Annotated in this window: 16 protein-coding genes; 11 read left to right on the top strand and 5 right to left on the bottom strand. The window is 69.5% G+C overall.

The genetic code is table 11. From position 1 onward, the window contains the following. The first annotated feature begins 75 nt into the window (after window positions 1-75). The 8 genes from EAO78_RS09200 to EAO78_RS09235 all read left to right on the top strand — a co-directional run bounded on the left by EAO78_RS09200 (window position 76) and on the right by EAO78_RS09235 (window position 10,693). Window positions 76-1,137: a WD40/YVTN/BNR-like repeat-containing protein gene (locus EAO78_RS09200; protein WP_122105542.1), complete on the top strand. Its 1,062-nt coding sequence runs from the start codon at window positions 76-78 to the stop codon at window positions 1,135-1,137. Then, entirely contained in the window at window positions 1,138-1,545 is a 408-nt protein-coding gene (locus tag EAO78_RS09205; protein WP_122105543.1) for a DoxX family protein, read from the top strand. 214 nt (window positions 1,546-1,759) lie between these two features. After that, the gene (locus EAO78_RS09210; RefSeq protein ID WP_122105544.1) at window positions 1,760-2,401 is read left to right on the top strand and encodes an Era-like GTP-binding protein; all 642 of its coding nucleotides are present in this window, start codon (window positions 1,760-1,762) and stop codon (window positions 2,399-2,401) included. After that, window positions 2,401-2,808 carry a DUF2073 domain-containing protein gene (locus EAO78_RS09215; protein ID WP_122105545.1) on the top strand — a complete coding sequence of 136 codons (408 nt, stop codon included), beginning with the start codon at window positions 2,401-2,403 and terminating at the stop codon, window positions 2,806-2,808. Before EAO78_RS09210 ends, EAO78_RS09215 begins: the two co-directional genes overlap by 1 nt. Further along, window positions 2,808-3,482 carry an OapC/ArvC family zinc-ribbon domain-containing protein gene (locus tag EAO78_RS09220; RefSeq protein ID WP_122105546.1) on the top strand — a complete coding sequence of 225 codons (675 nt, stop codon included), beginning with the start codon at window positions 2,808-2,810 and terminating at the stop codon, window positions 3,480-3,482. The genes EAO78_RS09215 and EAO78_RS09220 overlap by 1 nt, the downstream gene beginning before the upstream one ends. 881 nt (window positions 3,483-4,363) lie before the next feature. Then, window positions 4,364-7,222, top strand: a complete 2,859-nt coding sequence (gene mutS, locus EAO78_RS09225; RefSeq protein ID WP_122105547.1) for a DNA mismatch repair protein MutS — start codon at window positions 4,364-4,366, stop codon at window positions 7,220-7,222. Beyond that, a complete protein-coding gene (gene mutL, locus EAO78_RS09230) occupies window positions 7,212-9,002 on the top strand; it encodes a DNA mismatch repair endonuclease MutL (protein WP_122105548.1) in 1,791 nt (596 codons plus the stop codon). Before mutS ends, mutL begins: the two co-directional genes overlap by 11 nt. 71 nt (window positions 9,003-9,073) lie before the next feature. Continuing rightward, window positions 9,074-10,693, top strand: a complete 1,620-nt coding sequence (locus EAO78_RS09235; RefSeq protein ID WP_122105549.1) for a DNA-directed DNA polymerase II small subunit — start codon at window positions 9,074-9,076, stop codon at window positions 10,691-10,693. 275 nt (window positions 10,694-10,968) lie between these two features. On the opposite strand, the gene EAO78_RS09240 is transcribed toward EAO78_RS09235, so the two are convergent. The 4 genes from EAO78_RS09240 to EAO78_RS09255 are packed head-to-tail and all read right to left on the bottom strand — an operon-like array spanning window position 10,969 to window position 13,665. After that, window positions 10,969-11,601: an IMPACT family protein gene (locus EAO78_RS09240; protein WP_122105550.1), complete on the bottom strand. Its 633-nt coding sequence runs from the start codon at window positions 11,599-11,601 to the stop codon at window positions 10,969-10,971. 39 nt (window positions 11,602-11,640) lie between these two features. Next, complete coding sequence (locus EAO78_RS09245; protein WP_122105551.1) at window positions 11,641-12,099, bottom strand: hypothetical protein; 459 nt, start codon at window positions 12,097-12,099, stop codon at window positions 11,641-11,643. A gap of 4 nt (window positions 12,100-12,103) precedes the next feature. Further along, on the bottom strand, window positions 12,104-12,709 hold the full coding sequence (gene pspAB / locus EAO78_RS09250; protein ID WP_122105552.1) for a PspA-associated protein PspAB: 606 nt from the start codon (window positions 12,707-12,709) through the stop codon (window positions 12,104-12,106). A gap of 59 nt (window positions 12,710-12,768) precedes the next feature. Beyond that, a complete protein-coding gene (locus EAO78_RS09255) occupies window positions 12,769-13,665 on the bottom strand; it encodes an MBL fold metallo-hydrolase (RefSeq protein ID WP_122105570.1) in 897 nt (298 codons plus the stop codon). 126 nt (window positions 13,666-13,791) lie between these two features. Here EAO78_RS09255 and EAO78_RS09260 point away from each other — a divergent pair, with 126 nt between their 5' ends. Both EAO78_RS09260 and EAO78_RS09265 read left to right on the top strand, forming a co-directional pair. Then, window positions 13,792-14,733 (top strand): NAD(P)H-binding protein, encoded by a 942-nt coding sequence (locus EAO78_RS09260; protein WP_122105553.1) that lies wholly within the window; start codon window positions 13,792-13,794, stop codon window positions 14,731-14,733. Continuing rightward, entirely contained in the window at window positions 14,730-15,404 is a 675-nt protein-coding gene (locus EAO78_RS09265) for a DUF7530 family protein (protein ID WP_122105554.1), read from the top strand. The genes EAO78_RS09260 and EAO78_RS09265 overlap by 4 nt, the downstream gene beginning before the upstream one ends. Window positions 15,405-15,440: 36 nt before the next feature. On the opposite strand, the gene EAO78_RS17880 is transcribed toward EAO78_RS09265, so the two are convergent. Further along, entirely contained in the window at window positions 15,441-15,608 is a 168-nt protein-coding gene (locus EAO78_RS17880; protein ID WP_221929814.1) for a DUF5786 family protein, read from the bottom strand. 151 nt (window positions 15,609-15,759) lie between these two features. Here EAO78_RS17880 and EAO78_RS09270 point away from each other — a divergent pair, with 151 nt between their 5' ends. Next, window positions 15,760-16,809: a DUF5784 family protein gene (locus EAO78_RS09270; protein WP_122105555.1), complete on the top strand. Its 1,050-nt coding sequence runs from the start codon at window positions 15,760-15,762 to the stop codon at window positions 16,807-16,809. Window positions 16,810-17,229: the final 420 nt, after the last annotated feature.

The raw sequence follows: 17,229 nt of genomic DNA on the forward strand, positions 1-17,229 counted from the left end.
GCGAGTTGTATTTCCCCGTACTTAGCGTTTTACGGATTGGTAAAACTTTATTATGTGGCCGGCTCACACATGGATATGTCACTGTTGATCGGAACGGATTCCGGTCTGTACCGAGTCGCCGACGTACCGTTCGACCGCGACGATCTCGAACCCGTCCTCGACTGCGGCGTCGTCACTGCGGTGAAGTCGTGGGACCACACGGAGGGGGTGTTCGTCGCCTCCTCGACGGGTGCGTTCCGCTCCCTTGACGGCGGCGAGACGTGGACCGACCTCGAGGTGCCCCTCGGCGACCGCTTCTGGCACGCCGGGCAAAGCGAGGTGTGGTCGATCCTCGCAACGGCCGACGGAGCGCTGTACGCCGGCACGAACGACCCCTATCTGTTCCGGTCGGTCGACGGGGGAGAGACGTGGGTCGAGCAGAAGGGGTTCCGCGAGCTCCCCTCCCGCGGCCACTGGGAGTCGCCGATCGACCCCCACTACGCGCGTCTCCGCGCGCTTGAAGCGGTTCCGGGCCGTCCCGAGCACCTCATCGCGGGCGTCGAGGCCGGCGGGATCCACGTCAGCCGCGACGGCGGGCGGACGTGGACCGACCGTCGCGACGCCATCGTCGACGACGTTCATCAGATCCTTCCCATCTCGGAGGACGTCTGGCTGGCGGCGACCGGCTACCTCGATCACGACCTGGAGAACCTCGGACTCGGCCACGCCGTCGGCGAGGGCGGGCTCTGGCGGACGACCGACGCCGGCGAGTCGTGGAGTCGGCTCGACGTCGGCAGCGACTTCTCGTACGTCCGGCGCGTGTTCGTCCACGACGGCCGGGTGTTCTACTGTGGCGGCGAGGAGGCTCCTCCGGCGTGGGTGAACGACGACCACGAGGCCGCCCTGTTCGAGTCGACGAACTTCGGCCGCGACTTCGATCGCGTCCCGTTCCCCGGAGAGCCACACGAGGTCGTCGAGACGTGGGCGGTCCACGACGGCGACGTGATCTGCGGGTCCGGGCTCTTCGACGTCCCCGACCAGCGCGACGACGTCGAGGGCCGGATCATGCGTCGCACCGACCGTGGGACCGACGACGGCCCGACCTACGAGACGGTCGGTCGAGTCGACGCCAACGTCAGCCGGATCGAGGTGGTGTGAATGGGCGACGAGCCATCCGCGGAGTCGGAGTCCACTCGCGACCCGCCCTCGCTTCTCGGTCGGTCGCTGTACGGCGGCGTGCTCGCGTACATGGCCGTCGACGGCTTCAGAAACAACGAAAAGCGCGTCGCGGTCGCGGAAGGGAAGGGCGTCCCGATGCCGGACGTCCTCGTCCCGTTCGTCACCGGAATGCTGTTCGTCGCCAACCTCGGGATCGTCCTCTGGCGGCTCCCGCGGGCCGCCGCGGGCGCACTCGTCGTCTTCTTCCTCGGGACGACGCCCGCGATCCACGACTTCTGGAACATGGAGGGGAAGGAGCGCCATGGTAACAAGATCAACTTCCTGAAGAACCTCGCGCTGCTCGGTGCCGCCCTCGTCCTCCTTGACGCCGCGAGCGACGAGGAGTGACCGGTCCGACTGCCGGGCTTCACTCCCTCGCATCGGTCGCGTTTCGACCGCCCGATTTCGGACTCGTTCGGCGGCGACGTGACGGATCATCCACGTCTGACGCAGTTGTTAAGTGAAAGGGGCGTGGATTCCACGTCATACCCGCACGCGCCTGGGATCACATGACGCGACGCACGGGCCGTTTGGGAGAACACCACACCAAGTGGAGGTCAGGATGGGACTGTTAACGAACCTCAGAGACAGCATATCGCGGGTCACGGACGGATTGTTCGCGGCCGACGAGCCCAAGCGGATCGGGATCTACGGACCGCCGAACGCCGGAAAAACGACCCTCGCGAACCGCATCGCACGCGACTGGACCGGCGACGCCGTCGGCCCCGAGAGCCACATTCCACACGAAACCAGGCGGGCCCGCCGGAAGGAGAACGTCGAGATCGAACGGAACGGCCGGAAGGTCACGATCGACATCGTCGACACGCCGGGCGTGACGACGAAGGTCGACTACAAGGAGTTCCTCGACCACGACATGGACAAGGAGGACGCGGTCCGTCGCTCCCGGGAGGCGACCGAGGGCGTCGCGGAGGCCATGCACTGGCTCCGCGAGGACGTCGACGGCGTCATCTACGTGCTCGACTCGACGACGGACCCGTTCACGCAGGTGAACACGATGCTCATCGGGATCATCGAATCACAGGACCTCCCGGCGCTCATCCTCGCGAACAAGACGGACCTCTCCGGATCGGACGTCCAGCAGATCGCCAACGCGTTCCCCCAACACGAGACGATACCCCTGTCGGCGTTGGAGGGCGAGAACATGGACGAAGTGTACACGAAGATCGCGGAGTACTTCGGATAATGCCGGGTGCTACCCCAGACGTCGACGGGAACGACGACCCCGCCGACGACGGCGTCCGCATCGACATGATAAGCGGGGCCCGGATGGAGGGACTCACGAGCATGGAGAAGATCCGGCTCATCCTCGACGGGGTCCGCGAGGGAAACATCGTCATCCTCGAGGAGGGGCTCTCGCCCGACGAGGAGTCGAAGCTCATCGAAGTAACGATGACGGAGATCAGCCCGGACGACTTCACCGGGATCGAGATCGAGACGTACCCCAAACCGGAGTCGGGCAACCAGAGCTTCCTCGATAGGCTGATGGGACGTGAATCCACACAGAAGCTCACCGTCATCGGCCCGGCCAACCGGATCGAGACGCTCCACAAGGACGAGAACCTCATCAGCACCCTCGTCTCCAGAAAATAATGCCTCACCAGTGTATCGAGTGCGGTCGGACGTTCCCCGACGGCTCGAAGGAGATGCTCTCCGGCTGTCCCGACTGTGGGGGCAACAAGTTCCAGTTCAAACCCAGCGGCGCGGCCGAATCGAAGCCATCCGCCGAACCCTCCGCCGGCTCCGCTCCGTCCGCCGACTCCGAGCCAACCACGGAGACCGAACCGGCCCCTGATTTCAACTCGAGGTCGGGATCCGACACCGGGGCCGCATCGCCCGAGCCGGCCGAATCGGACGATCCGGGCGATCCAGTCGATCGACGCCCGGAACGGGAGACGGGGTCGGCCGCGACGGATCCGGTCGACGGCGACGCCGAACACATCGACGGCGAGGAGGCGGAGGACTCCGCGCAGGCGAGCGCGCGCTCCGACGTCGTCAGTCCCGACGAACTCGACCGCGCGGCTCGGGAGACGGGGTCGGCGGCGGTCGACTCGGAGTCGACGGAACCGCCGGCGTCACAGCCCGGCGTCGACGAGCTCCGCGACGAGCTCAACGAGCAGTTCGAGAGCATCCGGATCGTGAGCCCCGGCCAGTACGAACTCAACCTGATGGAGCTGTACGACCGCCAGGAGTACATCATCTCGCTTCAGGAGGACGGCCGATACGTCATCGAGATGCCGGACGCCTGGGGCGTCACGGACGAGTAGAGGGTGCGGAATCGCACGCTCGCGACGATTCCATCCCATTCGAGACGTTCTTTTGCGGTTTGTTGCCGTGAACCGGCCGTTATATCGAGTTTGCGTGTAGGACGGATCGTTTGATCGAGAGTGGATCGTTGCTGGCGCGGTGAAGGAGAGTGGGGAGAACACTCACAAAGCCCCAGTCGCGAGGACTCGCGCGGCTCGCTGCGCTCCTCGTTCAGTCGCCTTCGCTCCCTCACTGCGGTGCTTACGTCGCCCTGCTTCGTCCTTCCGGAAGACGGTCGCCTCGTTTCACTCGGCGCTGCGTCTTCCGTCTTCCCGCTCGTTTCACTCGCGGGAATCGCGACTGCCCCTTTGAGTCCCGCCCGACCTCCCGGCGACCGCACCTCACGCCTCCCCAGCCTCGCCGCTCGCTTTCGCTCGCGGCGTCCCTCGCGAGCGGTTCGCGCCCTTTGGGCGCTCACCGGCGCGCCACCGCGCTACAAGTGATTGTTGCTTAGGCTGTCTTGAGCATCCGCGAGCAGCGAGGCGCGGAGCGCCTCTGGCAGCCGGCGGCAATGCCGCCGGCGACGAAGCGAGCGGTTCACCGACGGCTCGGCTTCGCCTCGCCGTCGGCTTTTTCCCTCCAGGTCTTTCGAGGAGTGGTTCCCGAAGCGAACGCAGTGAGCGAGGGAACCCGACGTTCACGAGAGCATAGCTCTCGTGCAGCTCATCAGAAATTAAATATTTCTGAGGACGAAAAAAAGTGGCTGTATTGAACGAAACCCGTTTCAGGTGTGTGAACCCTTCCGTGACGTCCTCGGTTCGTATCGAGCGTCGATCCGTGTCGAATTTCGCTCGCCCGCCGGCCCGTGTCGTTTATGTTCGCGGGCGACCCGCTTGCGGGTATGTCAACCGCGGATCGGGAGACGGTCACGGGGGTTCCGCCCGGGATCGCGGCCGCCCGCGAGGAGCTCACGCCGATGCTCTCGCAGTACGCGGAGCTGTGTGCCGCCCACGAGGACGCCATCGTCCTCTTCCAGGTCGGCGACTTCTACGAGGCGTTCTGCGAGGCCGCCGAGGCCGTCGCGCGCGTGTGTGAGGTGACGCTCACCGAACGCTCCGACTCGACCGGCGACTACCCGATGGCGGGGATCCCGATCGACAACGCCGCCTCCTACCTCGAGGCGCTTTTGGACGCCGGCTACCGCGTCGCGATCGGCGACCAGGTCGAGGACGCCGAGGCGGCCTCCGGGCTCGTCGACCGCGCCGTGACCGAGGTGATCACGCCGGGGACCGTCGTCGAGGACGACCTCCTGGAGTCGGGAACGACCAACTACGTCGCGGCGGTGACGCGCGAGGGAGCCGCCGGCGACGACCGCAGCCTGGATCCGACGCTCGGGCTCGCCGCCGTCGACGTCGCCACCGGGGAGTGTCTCGTCACCTCGGGCGATCCGGGGACGGTCGCCGAGGAGCTCGACCGGATCGCGCCCGCCGAGGTGGTCGTCGGACCCGGTATCGACGATCCTGGTCGCGATGACGACGACTCTCCCGTCGGCTTCGATCCGGCCGCCGGCGACCCGGACCGGACGGTCCACGGCCACGACCCCGCCGTCTTCGAGCGGTTGGCCGCGATCGATCGGCTGGAGCCGTACGTCCCGGCACCGGAACGTCGGTTCGACGGGGATGCCGAGCTGCGCGCCGCGGGCGCGGTGTTGGCGTACGCGGAGTACACCCAGGGCGACGACGGCCCGCTCGAGTACGTCTCGCGGGTCCGGCGGTACGACCCCCGCGACCGGCTGCGGCTGGACGCGGCGGCCCAGCGCAGCCTCGAGCTGTTCGAGAACCGCGGGCTCGGCGCGAGCGACACGCTGTTCGACGTCCTCGATTCGACGAACTGCGCGCTCGGCCGCCGGTGTCTCGAGCGGTGGATCCGTCGCCCCCTCGTCGACGCGGAGGCGATCCGGTCGCGCCACGACGCGGTCGGCGAACTCGCGGACCGGACGCTGGCCCGTGAGGGTATCGCCGACGCGCTCGCGACCGCCTACGACCTCGAGCGGCTCGTCGGCCGGGTCTCCCGCGGCCGCGCGGACGCCCGAGACCTCCGGTCGCTTCACGCCACGCTCGCGGTCGTCCCGGAGTTGAAGGCGACGCTCGCTGCGGGCGGCGAGGAGGCGGGCGACGATGAGGCGGACGACACTGGAAACGCCGGACCCCGAACCGATCACCTCCGCGCCCTCTCCGGCCGGCTCGACGAGCTCGCGGAGGTCCGCGAGCTGATCGACTCGGCGATCGCGACGGACCCGCCCCAGGAGATCACCGAGGGCGGCGTGATCCGTGCGGGGTTCGACGACGACCTCGACGCCCTGCGGTCGACCGAGCGGGAGGGGCGCGAGTGGATCGCCGACCTGGAGGCGAGCGAGCGCGAGCGCACCGGGATCGACTCGCTGTCGGTCGGCCACAACCAGGTCCACGGCTACTACATCGAGGTGACCGACGCCAACCTCGACCGGGTGCCCGACGACTACCGCCGCCGGCAGACGCTGAAGAACAGCGAGCGCTACTACACGCCGGCGCTGAAGGAGCGTGAAGAGGAGATCGTCGGCGCCGCGGAGCGCGCGGACGCTCTGGAGTACGAGCTGTTCGTCGAGGTCCGCGACCGCGTCGCCGAGGAGACCGAGCGGGTCCAGGCGCTCGCGGACGCGCTCGCCGAAGTCGACACGCTGGCGTCGCTCGCGTCGGTCGCGGTCGCGAACGACTACGTCCGGCCCGAGGTCGTCGACGACCCCGACGCGGGCATCGAGATCGAGGGCGGCCGCCACCCGGTCGTCGAGCGGACCGAGGACTCGTTCGTCCCGAACGACGCCGACCTCCCCCGCGGCTCGATCGCGGTGATCACGGGGCCGAACATGAGCGGGAAGTCGACGTACATGCGGGCGGTGGCGCTGTCGGTCGTGCTCGCGCAGGTCGGTTCGTTCGTCCCCGCACAGGCGGCCCGGCTTCCCGTCCTCTCGCGGCTGTTCACTCGCGTCGGCGCGTCCGACGACATCGCCGGCGGCCAGTCGACGTTCATGCGCGAGATGAGCGAGCTGACGGAGATCCTCCACGACGCCGGGTCCGACTCGCTCGTCCTGCTGGACGAGATCGGCCGCGGCACCGCCACTACCGACGGCCGCGCCATCGCTCGCGCGGCGGCGGAGTTCGTCCACGACGAACTGGGCGCGACCACGCTGTTTGCCACCCACTATCACGACCTCACGGATCTCGCCGCGGAGCGCGAACGCGCGTTCAATCTCCACTTCACCGCCACCCGCGAGGACGGCGCGGTGACGTTCCTCCATCGGGTCGTCCCCGGCGCGTCCTCCTCGTCGTACGGGGTCGAGGTGGCCGAGCTCGCCGGCGTGCCCGCTCCCGTCGTCGAGCGCTCGCGCGACCTCGTCGCCGAGACCGACTCCGACGCGGAGAGCGATTCCGACGCCGGTACCGGGCTCGAGGACGACGACGCTCCCGACGCGGAGGACGTCTCGCTCCGCGAGTTCCTCGCCGAGGAGGAGGCCGAGAACCCCCCGGCGATCGAGCCGGTTGACGACCCTGCCGCCGGCTCCGACCCGGATTCCGGCGTCGAGTCGCCTCCCGATCTCGGGGACGACCTCCCGCCGTCGGTCGCCGCGGAGTTGCGCGACCTGGACCTCGCACGCACGACCCCGATCGAGGCGTTGAACGCCCTTCACGACCTCCAGAGCCGGCTCGAGAACGATGACGGCTGAACGGGAACGCGGGGGGAAGAACGACGCCGGTGGCGACGCGGAAGACGAGCGCTCCGACCGCGTCCGCCGGCTCGCCCCGGCCACCGTCGACCGGATCGCCGCCGGCGAGGTGATCACCCGGCCGGCACGGGTCGTCGCCGAACTCGTCGACAACGCGCTCGACGCCGACGCCTCCCGGATCGAGGTCGCGGTCGACGGCGACGGAACCGACCGGATCCGCGTCGCCGACGACGGTCGCGGGATGGACCGTGCGGACGCCCGGCTCGCGGTCGAGCGACACGCGACGAGCAAGCTCGCCCCCGACGGCGACCCGGTCGGCGTCGCCTCGCTCGGGTTTCGCGGGGAGGCGCTCGCGGCGGTCGCCGACGCCGCCCGCCTCGAGGTGACGACCAACGACGGCGACGCGGTCGGAACGCGGGTCGTCGTCGGCCCGCGGGGTGGTGCGGACGCCGAACCCGGAGTCTCCGACGCTCCCGAACCCGAGGTTACGGACGCCGGCCGCGCCCGCGGGACGACCGTCGTCGTCCGCGACCTCTTCTCGACCCGGCCCGCCCGGCGGGAGTCGCTCGCCGGCACGCGCGCGGAGTTCACGCGGGTCTCCCGACTGGTCGCCGACTACGCGCTCGCGAACCCGGACGTCGCCTTCACGCTCGAGCACGACGGCTCGACGACGCTGTCGACGCCGGGAACCGGCGTCACGGACGCGCTCTTCGGCGTCTACGACCGGGAGACGGCGAGCCGGTCGACCGAGGTGTCGGCGAGCGTCGCGGTCGACGCCGGCGGGAGCGGAGCAGCGGACGGCGGTGCGGAGGAAACGGCCAACATCGGCGTCGCCGGCGCGCTCGCGTACCCCTCCGTCACCCGAGCCGGACGCGATCACCTCCGGATCTCCGTGAACGGTCGCCCCGTTCGCGACGACCGGCTCGCGGGCGCGGTGCGGGCCGGGTACGGCCGGCTGCTGCCGGACGGGCGTGAACCGGTCGCCGCCGTCGACGTCGCGGTCCCGCCCGGGCGCGTCGACCCGAACGTCCACCCGGCGAAACGCGAGGTGGGGCTCCGCGACGCCGACGCGGTCGCGGACGCGGTTGAATCGATCGTTGCCGACGCGCTCACCGGCGCGGACCTCCGGCGGAAGGCGGACGTCGCCACCGACCTCGAGACCGCGCTCGAACCGGTCGGCGGGACGGACGGCTCCCGCGCGGCGACGTTCGCGGACGCGGAGCCGATCGGGACGTTCCGGGAGCTCTACGCGCTCGTCGAGTCGGGCGACGAGCTGCTCGTGATCGACACGCACGCCGCCCACGAGCGCGTGAACTACGAGCGGCTCGCCCGCGCGTTCGAGGAGGACCCGGTCCCGACCGCCGGGATCGACCCGCCGGCGACGCTGTCGCTGTCGGCGGGGGAGGCCGCGACCGCGGAGGCGCACGCCGAGACGCTCGCCACGCTCGGGTTCGAGACCGAGCCGTTCGGCGGCGGGACGGTCCGGGTACGGACGGTTCCGGCCCCGTTCGGCCGGACCGCCGATCCGGAAACCCTCCGCGACGTCCTCGCGGCGCTCTCCGAGGGGGAGACGCCGCGTGACGCACGGGAACGGCTCCTGGCCGACCTGGCGTGTCATCCGTCGCTGAAGCGGGGCGACGCGATCGACCGATCGGCGATCCGTGCGCTGCTCGACCGCCTCGGTGAGTGCGAGCGACCGTTCGCGTGTCCGCACGGCCGCCCGACGGTCCTCTCGGTGGACGAGGCGACGTTCACAGCCGGGTTCGAGCGGGACCGGTAGTCGTCGCGATCGACGTTCCGTTCGGTGCTCGCTCCGGAACCGTTTTGCCCCGTTCCCCCCTTCCTCGTCTCGTGCCGCTGGAGTCGAACGCACGGATCGTGGGCGAACTCGCCAGCCGCGGGTACAACGCCGAACGCGAGGCGGTAACCCTCCTGGCCGGTGCCGACGACGCCGCCGCGGCGATCGAGGCCGCGGTCGAGGCCGCCCCCGACGACGCGCTCCGGATCACGACCGAACACGTCCGGGCAGCTCTCGACGACCACGGACCCACGACCCAGGGGGGATCGGACGGCCCGTCGGAACCCGCCGCCTCGGGCGGCGGACCGCCGGTTAGCGACGCCGAATCCGCGGGATCTCCAGTCGAAACGAAGGGGTCAGGGGTGACGGATGCGAGCGAACCGACCGCGGACGGGCCGACGGCGGGCACCGTCGCCGCCGAGCGGTCCGCGGACCACGCCGACGCCCCTCACGACCGGGACCAGTCCCGCCGCGAGCTCGCGGTCGGAAACGACATGACCGGTCACAGCACGGGGACCGGCGAGTACGCCGACTTCGTCCGGACGTTCCGCGACCGCTACGAGCGGCTTTCCACCCTCCTTCGCGGCCGCGTCAACCACCGGCCGGCCGAGGCGATCGCGGACATGCCCGGCGGCAGCGACGCCGCGATGATCGGCCTGGTCAACGACGTACGCTCCACCAAGTCGGGCCACTGGCTGATCGAGCTCGAGGACACCACCGGGACGTTCCCCGCGCTCGTGATGAAGGACAAGGGGCTCGCCGACGTCGTCGACGAGATCCTCATGGACGAGTGTCTCGCGATCGAGGGGACGCTCGCCGACGACTCGGGGATCCTCTTCGCGGACTCGCTCCATTTCCCCGACGTCCCGCGCACTCGCGTCACCGGCGGGGCCGACCGCCACGTCCAGGCCGCGCTGATCTCCGACGTCCACGTCGGAAGCCAGGAGTTCGTCGCGGACGCCTGGAGCCGATTCACCGACTGGCTCCACACCCCGGAGGCCGCACCCGTCGAGTACCTGCTGATCGCCGGCGACATGGTCGAGGGCGTCGGCGTCTATCCCGACCAGGACGAGGAGCTCGACGTCGTCGACATCTACGAGCAGTACGAGCTGTTCGCGGAGTACCTCAAGGAGGTCCCCGGCGACACCGAGATCGTGATGATCCCCGGCAACCACGACGCCGTCCGGCTCGCGGAGCCCCAGCCCGGGTTCAACGACGAGATCCGCTCCATCATGGACGTCCACGACGCGCGGATCGTCTCGAACCCCGCGACGGTCTCCGTCGAGGGCGTCGACGTGCTGATGTACCACGGCGTCTCGCTCGACGAGGTCATCGCCGAACTCCCCGAGGAGAAGGCCAGCTACGACGAGCCCCACAAGGCGATGTACCAGCTCCTCAAGAAGCGTCACGTCGCCCCGCAGTTCGGTGGCCACACCCGCGTGGCTCCCGAGGAGCGCGACTACCTCGTGATCGACGACGTGCCGGACGTGTTCCACACCGGTCACGTCCACAAGCTCGGCTGGGGGAAGTACCACGACGTGCTCGCGGTCAACTCCGGCTGTTGGCAGGCCCAGACCGACTTCCAGAAGTCCGTCAACATCGACCCCGACGCCGGCTACGCGCCGATCCTCGACCTCGACACCCTCGAGATGACCGTCCGGAAGTTCACCTGATCCTCCCGTCCCCGAGCTTTATCCACGATACCGCGGCCAGCCCCGACGTGACCTGACCGCCGCCCGCGGCGCACTCGGCGGGAGCGCGACGCCCCGCCGCGGGATCCGCCTCATTCCGATCCGACGACCCGCGTCGCCTGCTCGCCATTCCGTTTCGACGGTCCGTGTCGCCCGTCGATCATCTCGATCCAACGCCCCGCCTCGCCCGTTCACCATCCCGTTCCGCCGTCCGGACCGACGTTCTCCTCCCGTCTCGATCGACGGTCCCTCGTCGCTCACCGGTCGATCTCGACGCGTCCACTCGTCGCGTCGTTGAGGCGTTCGCGTAGCGCCTCGATGTCCGCTACCGGCACGCGCAGCTCGAAGCGGACCCGCTCGTCGTAGTCGGCGTCGAAGTCGACGCCCGTGGACTCGATCACGCCCCGGACCGTTCCGGAGTCGTCGTAGTCGGTCGCCACGACCAGCCGGCGGTGCGGCCGCTCCTCGACGACGCCCGCCTCGTCGACCGCGTCCTTGACTGCCCGAGAGTACGCGCGGGCGAGCCCGCCCACCCCGAGGTTCGTCCCGCCGTAGTACCGCGTGACCACGCTAACGACGTTCCGAACGTCCCGCTTCTGGAGGACGTTCAGCGCCGGCTTTCCCGCCGAGCCGCTCGGTTCGCCGTCGTCGTCGCCGTACTCCCGGAGCATCACGCTCGTCCCGGGCGTCCGCTCGGACGGCTCGGCCGTGGGCACCCGGTAGGCCGGAACGTTGTGAGTCGCGTCCGCGTACTCGGCCCTGACGGCCTCGATGAACGCCTCCGCCTCCTCGACGTCGTCGGCGGGCGCGACGTGGCCGAGGAACTCCGAGCCGCGGACCTCGAACGTCGCCGTCGCACGCCCCGCGACCGTACGATAGGTGTCGCTCACTAGCCGTCGATCCGGGGCTCGGCTAATAAGGCGTGTCGGTCAGTCGTCGTCCGGTCCGTCCTCCGTTCGACGCGCCACGACGACGCTCGTCGGCGGCGCGAGCCGGTAGAGCGCGAGGAACGCGACCACGCCGACGGTCTCGGCCGTCTTCCCGACGATCGCCAGCGGGTCGGCAGAGAGCGACTCGATCGTCGCCCCGCCGTGCCAGGCGACGTAGCCGACGAGGAACGCGGCGAGCGTACCCGCGCCGAGCGCGTACAGCCGTCGGTACTCGTCCGCTCGCAGCGTCGCAGCCGCGACGACCGCGGTGAAGGCGGCCGCGAGGACGAAGACGTACGGTCGTGGGTCGGCCGGGCCGGACAACCGCGGCCACGCCCACAGCAGGTGGGCCGCCGCGCTCACGACCGCCGCCTGGACGGCCACGATCCGGAAGATCCGCTTGCGGCCGTTTCCCGTCGAACGCTCGGAGTGGCCCGCCCGGTGTCCGTCTTCCTCCATCCGATCACTCCCAGGGGTGTCGCCCGGGAGCGTCGGGCCAGAGTGGGTACCAGTAGGACTCGTCGTCCTCGAGCCCCAGTTCCCCGTCGAGGACCGACCGGAGCTTGAACTCGACGCGTTGGTTCCGGTCACTCGTCCCGTCCGGCGCGAACGGGTAGTACGCTCCGCGTCGGAACGAGTAGATCCAGTACGCCGGGCCGTCGTCCCGCTCGAATCCGAAGACGGCCGCGAGGAGCCGCGAGCCGAACCCCTCCTCCATGAACTGGTCGGCCGCGAAGTGGACGCTCGTCACGAGGTCCTCGGGGTCGTCGTCCTCGAGGACGAACCAGTGGTAGCCGTGGTCGTCCTCGTGACGGTGAAAGCCCGTCCCGGTCTCGATCTCGCCGGCCGCGAGGATCTCCTCGACCATCGAGACGGCGTCGTCGAAGCGGGTGCTGTCGACCCCGGAGAAACACAGCGCGGCCTCGCCGGCGTGGTCGTAGCCGAGGTCCGCCTCCATCGTCACGTACGCCGTCGACATCCCGAAGAGGTCCTCGGGATCGGCCTCGCGGGTCGCGTCCGTCTCGGCGCTGGTCCCGAGCACGGCGCGGATCGTATCGAAGATGCCCATCAGTTAGGCCCCTCTAGGCGGCACGGGGTTTAGGGCGTTTCTACCTCGAAGGGCGGTTTCTATCCGTCGAGGTAGGTCAGGACTCCCCGCGCGTTCAGGCCAGCGTTGGCGCGGGCACGTTCGGGGTTCCAGAACTCCACGTCGGCGCTCGTCTCCTCGAAGTGGTCGACCACTGCCTCGTCGTCGAGTTCCTCGCGTTTCGCCCGAACCGCCTCCACCCACTCGACGTACGTCCGCTTCGCCTCCCCGATCAGTTCGGGATCGTATTCGCGGGGGCCGAAGTGACCGAAACAGAGGTACGCCGGATCGAGGTCGGCTATCAGTCCCAGATCGCGGAGGCACTGGTCCAGGTCGAACTGCGGCGGCGGCGTGGTCGGCTGGATCCCGTCGACCTCGGGCACGTAGATCCCGGCGGCGTCGGCGGTGAAGACGACGCCCGACTCGGGGACGTGGTATACCGCGTGGTGGGGTGCGTGTCCCGGCGCGTCGCGAGCGACGAGCTCGCGGTCGCCCAGATCGATCCGGTCGCCGCCCGCGAGCCCCCGGATCCGGTCCTCGGGGACGGGTTCTGGCTCGTCGTAGTACCGCCACTGGTCGCCCACCGCGGACTTGGTCCCGGCGACGAGCGCCTCCGGATCGACGAGGTGTCGCACCCCCCGCTCGGGGAGAGCGACCTCGGCGTTCGGGTACCGCGCCGCCAGATGTCCCGCCCCGCCGGCGTGGTCGAGGTGTGCGTGCGTCGGGAGGATCCACGCGAGATCCCCTCGGTCGATCCCGACCGAATCGATCGTCTCGAACAGCGCCTCGCGGTTCGCGCCGGTACCGGTGTCGATCACGGCGGGGCGCTCGGCATCGTACACGTACACCGACCCGTACTCGTCGGTGTCGAACATCCCCGTGTCGTGGACGTAGAGGTCCGGCACGCCGCGTACCGGCTCGAACTCGCCAGCGTTCATACCCATCCGCCGACGGCCAGGACCTTTTACGGATCGGTTGTCGTCGTTCCCGTCGACGGCTCCCGAGCCGCTCCGGTCATTTCGACGCGTACGGGGGCTTATGGTCGCGGCGGCCCTCCGATCGGTATGCGCGTTCTCGTCACCGGCGCGACCGGGTTCGTCGGACGCCGGCTCGTCCCGGCGCTGCTCGACCGCGGCCATGAGGTCGTCACGCTCGTCCGTGACGCCGACGGTTACGCCCCGCCGGAGGGCGTCAACGTCGTCGAAGGGGACCTGCTGGAGCCGGAGACTCTCCCGCCGGCGTTCCGGGTCGACGGCGAGCCCGTCGACGCCGCCTACTACCTCGTCCACTCGATGGACGGCGGTCCCGGCTACGAGGAGCGCGACCGGAACTGCGCGCGCAACTTCGCCGAGGCGGCGTCCGCTGCCGACGTCTCCCGGGTCGTCTACCTCGGCGGACTCGGCGAGGACCGTGACGGCCTCTCCGAACACCTCCGGTCGCGCCGCGAGGTCGAGCGCGTCCTCGCGGAGGGGTCGTACGCGCTGACGACGCTGCGGGCCGCGATCGTGATCGGCGCGGGCAGCGCCAGCTTCGAGGTGATCCGCGGGCTCGCGGACCGGCTCCCGGTGATGGTCACGCCCAAGTGGGTCGACACGCCCTGTCAGCCGATCGCGATCGACGACGTGGTGGCGTACCTCGCGGGAACGCTCGAAGTTCCCGAAACGGCCGGTGAAACCTACGAGATAGGCGGTCCGGAGGTGCTGACGTACGCGGAGATCCTCCGGCGGACCCGGCGGCAGTTCGGTCACGGTCTCCGGATCGTTCGGATGCCCGTGTTGAGTCCGGGATTGTCCGCCCGGTGGCTCCGGCTCGTCACCGACGTGGACCCGTATCTCGCCCGCTCGCTCGTCGAGGGGCTCCGCAACACGGTCGTCGTCGAGGACGACCGGATCCGCGAGCTGGTCCCCGTCGAACTGATCCCGTTCGACCTCGCCGTCGCCCGCGCGCTCGACGGGGCGGACGATGCGGGGGGAGCCGTCGTCCCCGGGACGGGGGCGTCCCCGTGAGTCGGCACTACGGAGAGACGTGGGTGTACGAGAGCCTCGTCGGCGGAATTCCCGGGATCTCGATCTCGCGACGGGCCGCCGTCGCCGTCCAGTTCGCCCTCTTCGAGGCGGCCGTCCTCGTTCTCGGCTGGTACTACGGGCTGTGGAACGCGGTCATCGCCGGGACGGTCGCGGTGTTCGTGGCGGCGATCGGCAGCGTCGAGATGCACCGGCTCGGCGCGACGAACCGGCTGCTGTCGACGCCGGCGGAGCACAAGCGGTTGCTGTTCGGGTCGAGCATCGAGATCGTGTTGGGCGTGCTCGCGTTCATCGCGCTCGTGACGTACCTCTTCGTCTGGGACGGTGCGCTGCTCGAACGGCTGTTCGGCGTGCGTCCGCCCGCACCGGTCGTGTACGTCACCCTGCTCGTCCTCTGGGACCTCACCTATCGGATCGGCACCTCCTGGTGGAGCGCGGTCGTCGCGCTCTGGCGGGCCGTCCACGTCGAACTGTCCGCGGAGGACGCCGCGATCGCTCGCCGTCTCGACGCGGAGAACGTCGCCTTTTCGGCGACACAGCTGGGACTGGTTCCGTTCCTCCTCGAGGAACCGATCCTGCTCGGCGCGGTCGTCGGCCACGTCCTCGCCGTCGCGCTCGTCTGTTCCGCGGCGGTCCTCCTCACCGGGAGCTAACCGCCGAGCGAACCTCCGGAAAACCCTCTGCCCCCGTTACTCTCCCTTCATCTCCTGGAACTTGTCGAGGAGTGCCTCCGCGGAGTCGCCGGAGTCGTACGTGAGCGAGCCCGAATACTCCGGTCGCTCGGCATCGAAATCGGCGTCAACCGCGCTCGTCTTCTGCTCACGACGCTCGTGTTCCGCCTCATCGTAGGCACCCATTGACATGGTACGCCTTCACTTAGCAACTCCCGTACATATACCTGTCGGCGGATCCACATCCGTTTCATGTTTCTGTCACCATGTCGACTAATCTTCACGGTTTCAATCGGCCCACCGGAAACCCTTAGCCGAGCCACACGGTAGCGAGAACGTGGCACAACCGCTCCGATTCAGGCGCGCACCCGGCCGGTGGGACGGAAACCGGGTTCGTTCGCGGATCGAACGCCCGCTCGACGAGAACCTCGGCGCGACCGCCAGCGACCCGTGGTTCAAACCGCCCGACCGGTACGCGGCCCGGCGGTTCGACATGGACGACGGCTCGTGGGCGCTGTTCTGTTGGACCGACGACGACGTCGACCCGCCCGCGGGCGCGAACGGCGGGCCGGTCGGCTACTGGCTCGGCAACACGGAGACGCCGAGCGACCTCTGGCGGACCGAGAAGTACGGCTTCGACGAGGTCCCGTATCCCGTCTCGCGGTGGGCGCAACGCGAGCTGCTCGCCGGCCTCCACGACGACGAGCCGTGGCTCGCCGACTACCCGCACGTCTCGTGGTTCTTCCTGCCGGTGTTCTGCTCGAAGGACGGCGCGGAGACGACCCGGGCGTTCTTCAGCGAACACGCCGCCGGCTTCCCCGACGCGACCCGCGAGGAGGGGACCGGCTACGTCGAAGACCTGCTCCGACCGGGGATCCTCGACGAGTACCGCGAGACGATGGCGGGCAAGCTCGGCACGTCGACCTCGATGGACCTCGTTCGCATGAGCGCGACCGTCGCGGAGTTCACGGCCGCGAAGCTCATCTCCGAGGCCGGCTACGAGCTCACGCCCGAGATCGAGGTGACGACGGGCCACTCGCTCGACTTCCGCGCGACCGATCCCGACACGGGAACCGCCTCGCTCGTCGAGGTCACTCGACCGCAGCCGGTCGCGACCCGCTCGGCGAGCGATCCCGTCGCCGCCGTCCGCGACACCGTCGAGACCAAGACCAGCGGCCAGCTGGAGGCACACGGCGGCGGCGCGACGCTGTTCGTCGACTGCTCGTCGTTCCCCGACGACGACTGGTCCGCGGTCCGCGCCGCACGCCCGGACGTCCGCCACCGGCCCGCGGTCGTCCTCCGCGCCCGCCCCGACGGCCGGGTCGAGGCCTACCGGAAGGGGTCGGTGCCGCTCGACCTCTCCCCGGCCGTCGAGTGGACCGACTGAACTCCACCTTTTTCTCGTCGGGTTCACTTCCACCTTTTTCTCGTCGGATACCCTCGCTCACTGCGTTCGCTTCGGGAACCGCTCCTCGAAAACCCTGGAGGGAAAAAGCCGACTGAGCCGTCAGAGACGGCTCAGTCGGTGAACCGCTCGCTTCGTCGCCGGCGGCATTGCCGCCGGCTGCCAGAGGCGCTCCGCGCCTCGCTGCTCGCGGATGCTTACTTCCGGGTATTCACGAATCGCTCCGTACAGGCGAAGAAACGGGCGATCCGTATCGTGGTGGCGCGCCTCCGAGTGCCCGGGAGGGCACGAGGAGTCCGACGAGGTTGGGGAGGTGTGAGGTGCGGTTGCGGTCGGGTAGGACTCAAAGGGGCAGTTGCGAGGACGCCGGAGGCGACGTAAGCACCACAGAGAGCGAGTGAA

Origin of the sequence: Halobellus captivus (genome assembly GCF_003697845.1) — an archaeon.
GTDB classification, from domain to species: Archaea; Halobacteriota; Halobacteria; order Halobacteriales; family Haloferacaceae; genus Halorubrum; species Halorubrum glutamatedens.

Bases quoted from the DNA above. Each gene is read 5' to 3' on its own strand.
- EAO78_RS09200 (WP_122105542.1), top strand. From the start codon at position 76: ATGTCACTGTTGATCGGAACGGATTCCGGTCTGTACCGAGTCGCCGAC.
- EAO78_RS09205 (WP_122105543.1), top strand. From the start codon at position 1,138: ATGGGCGACGAGCCATCCGCGGAGTCGGAGTCCACTCGCGACCCGCCC.
- EAO78_RS09210 (WP_122105544.1), top strand. From the start codon at position 1,760: ATGGGACTGTTAACGAACCTCAGAGACAGCATATCGCGGGTCACGGAC.
- EAO78_RS09215 (WP_122105545.1), top strand. From the start codon at position 2,401: ATGCCGGGTGCTACCCCAGACGTCGACGGGAACGACGACCCCGCCGAC.
- EAO78_RS09220 (WP_122105546.1), top strand. From the start codon at position 2,808: ATGCCTCACCAGTGTATCGAGTGCGGTCGGACGTTCCCCGACGGCTCG.
- mutS (WP_122105547.1), top strand. From the start codon at position 4,364: ATGTCAACCGCGGATCGGGAGACGGTCACGGGGGTTCCGCCCGGGATC.
- mutL (WP_122105548.1), top strand. From the start codon at position 7,212: ATGACGGCTGAACGGGAACGCGGGGGGAAGAACGACGCCGGTGGCGAC.
- EAO78_RS09245 (WP_122105551.1), bottom strand. From the start codon at position 12,099: ATGGAGGAAGACGGACACCGGGCGGGCCACTCCGAGCGTTCGACGGGA.
- pspAB (WP_122105552.1), bottom strand. From the start codon at position 12,709: ATGGGCATCTTCGATACGATCCGCGCCGTGCTCGGGACCAGCGCCGAG.
- EAO78_RS09255 (WP_122105570.1), bottom strand. From the start codon at position 13,665: ATGAACGCTGGCGAGTTCGAGCCGGTACGCGGCGTGCCGGACCTCTAC.
- EAO78_RS09260 (WP_122105553.1), top strand. From the start codon at position 13,792: ATGCGCGTTCTCGTCACCGGCGCGACCGGGTTCGTCGGACGCCGGCTC.
- EAO78_RS17880 (WP_221929814.1), bottom strand. From the start codon at position 15,608: ATGGGTGCCTACGATGAGGCGGAACACGAGCGTCGTGAGCAGAAGACG.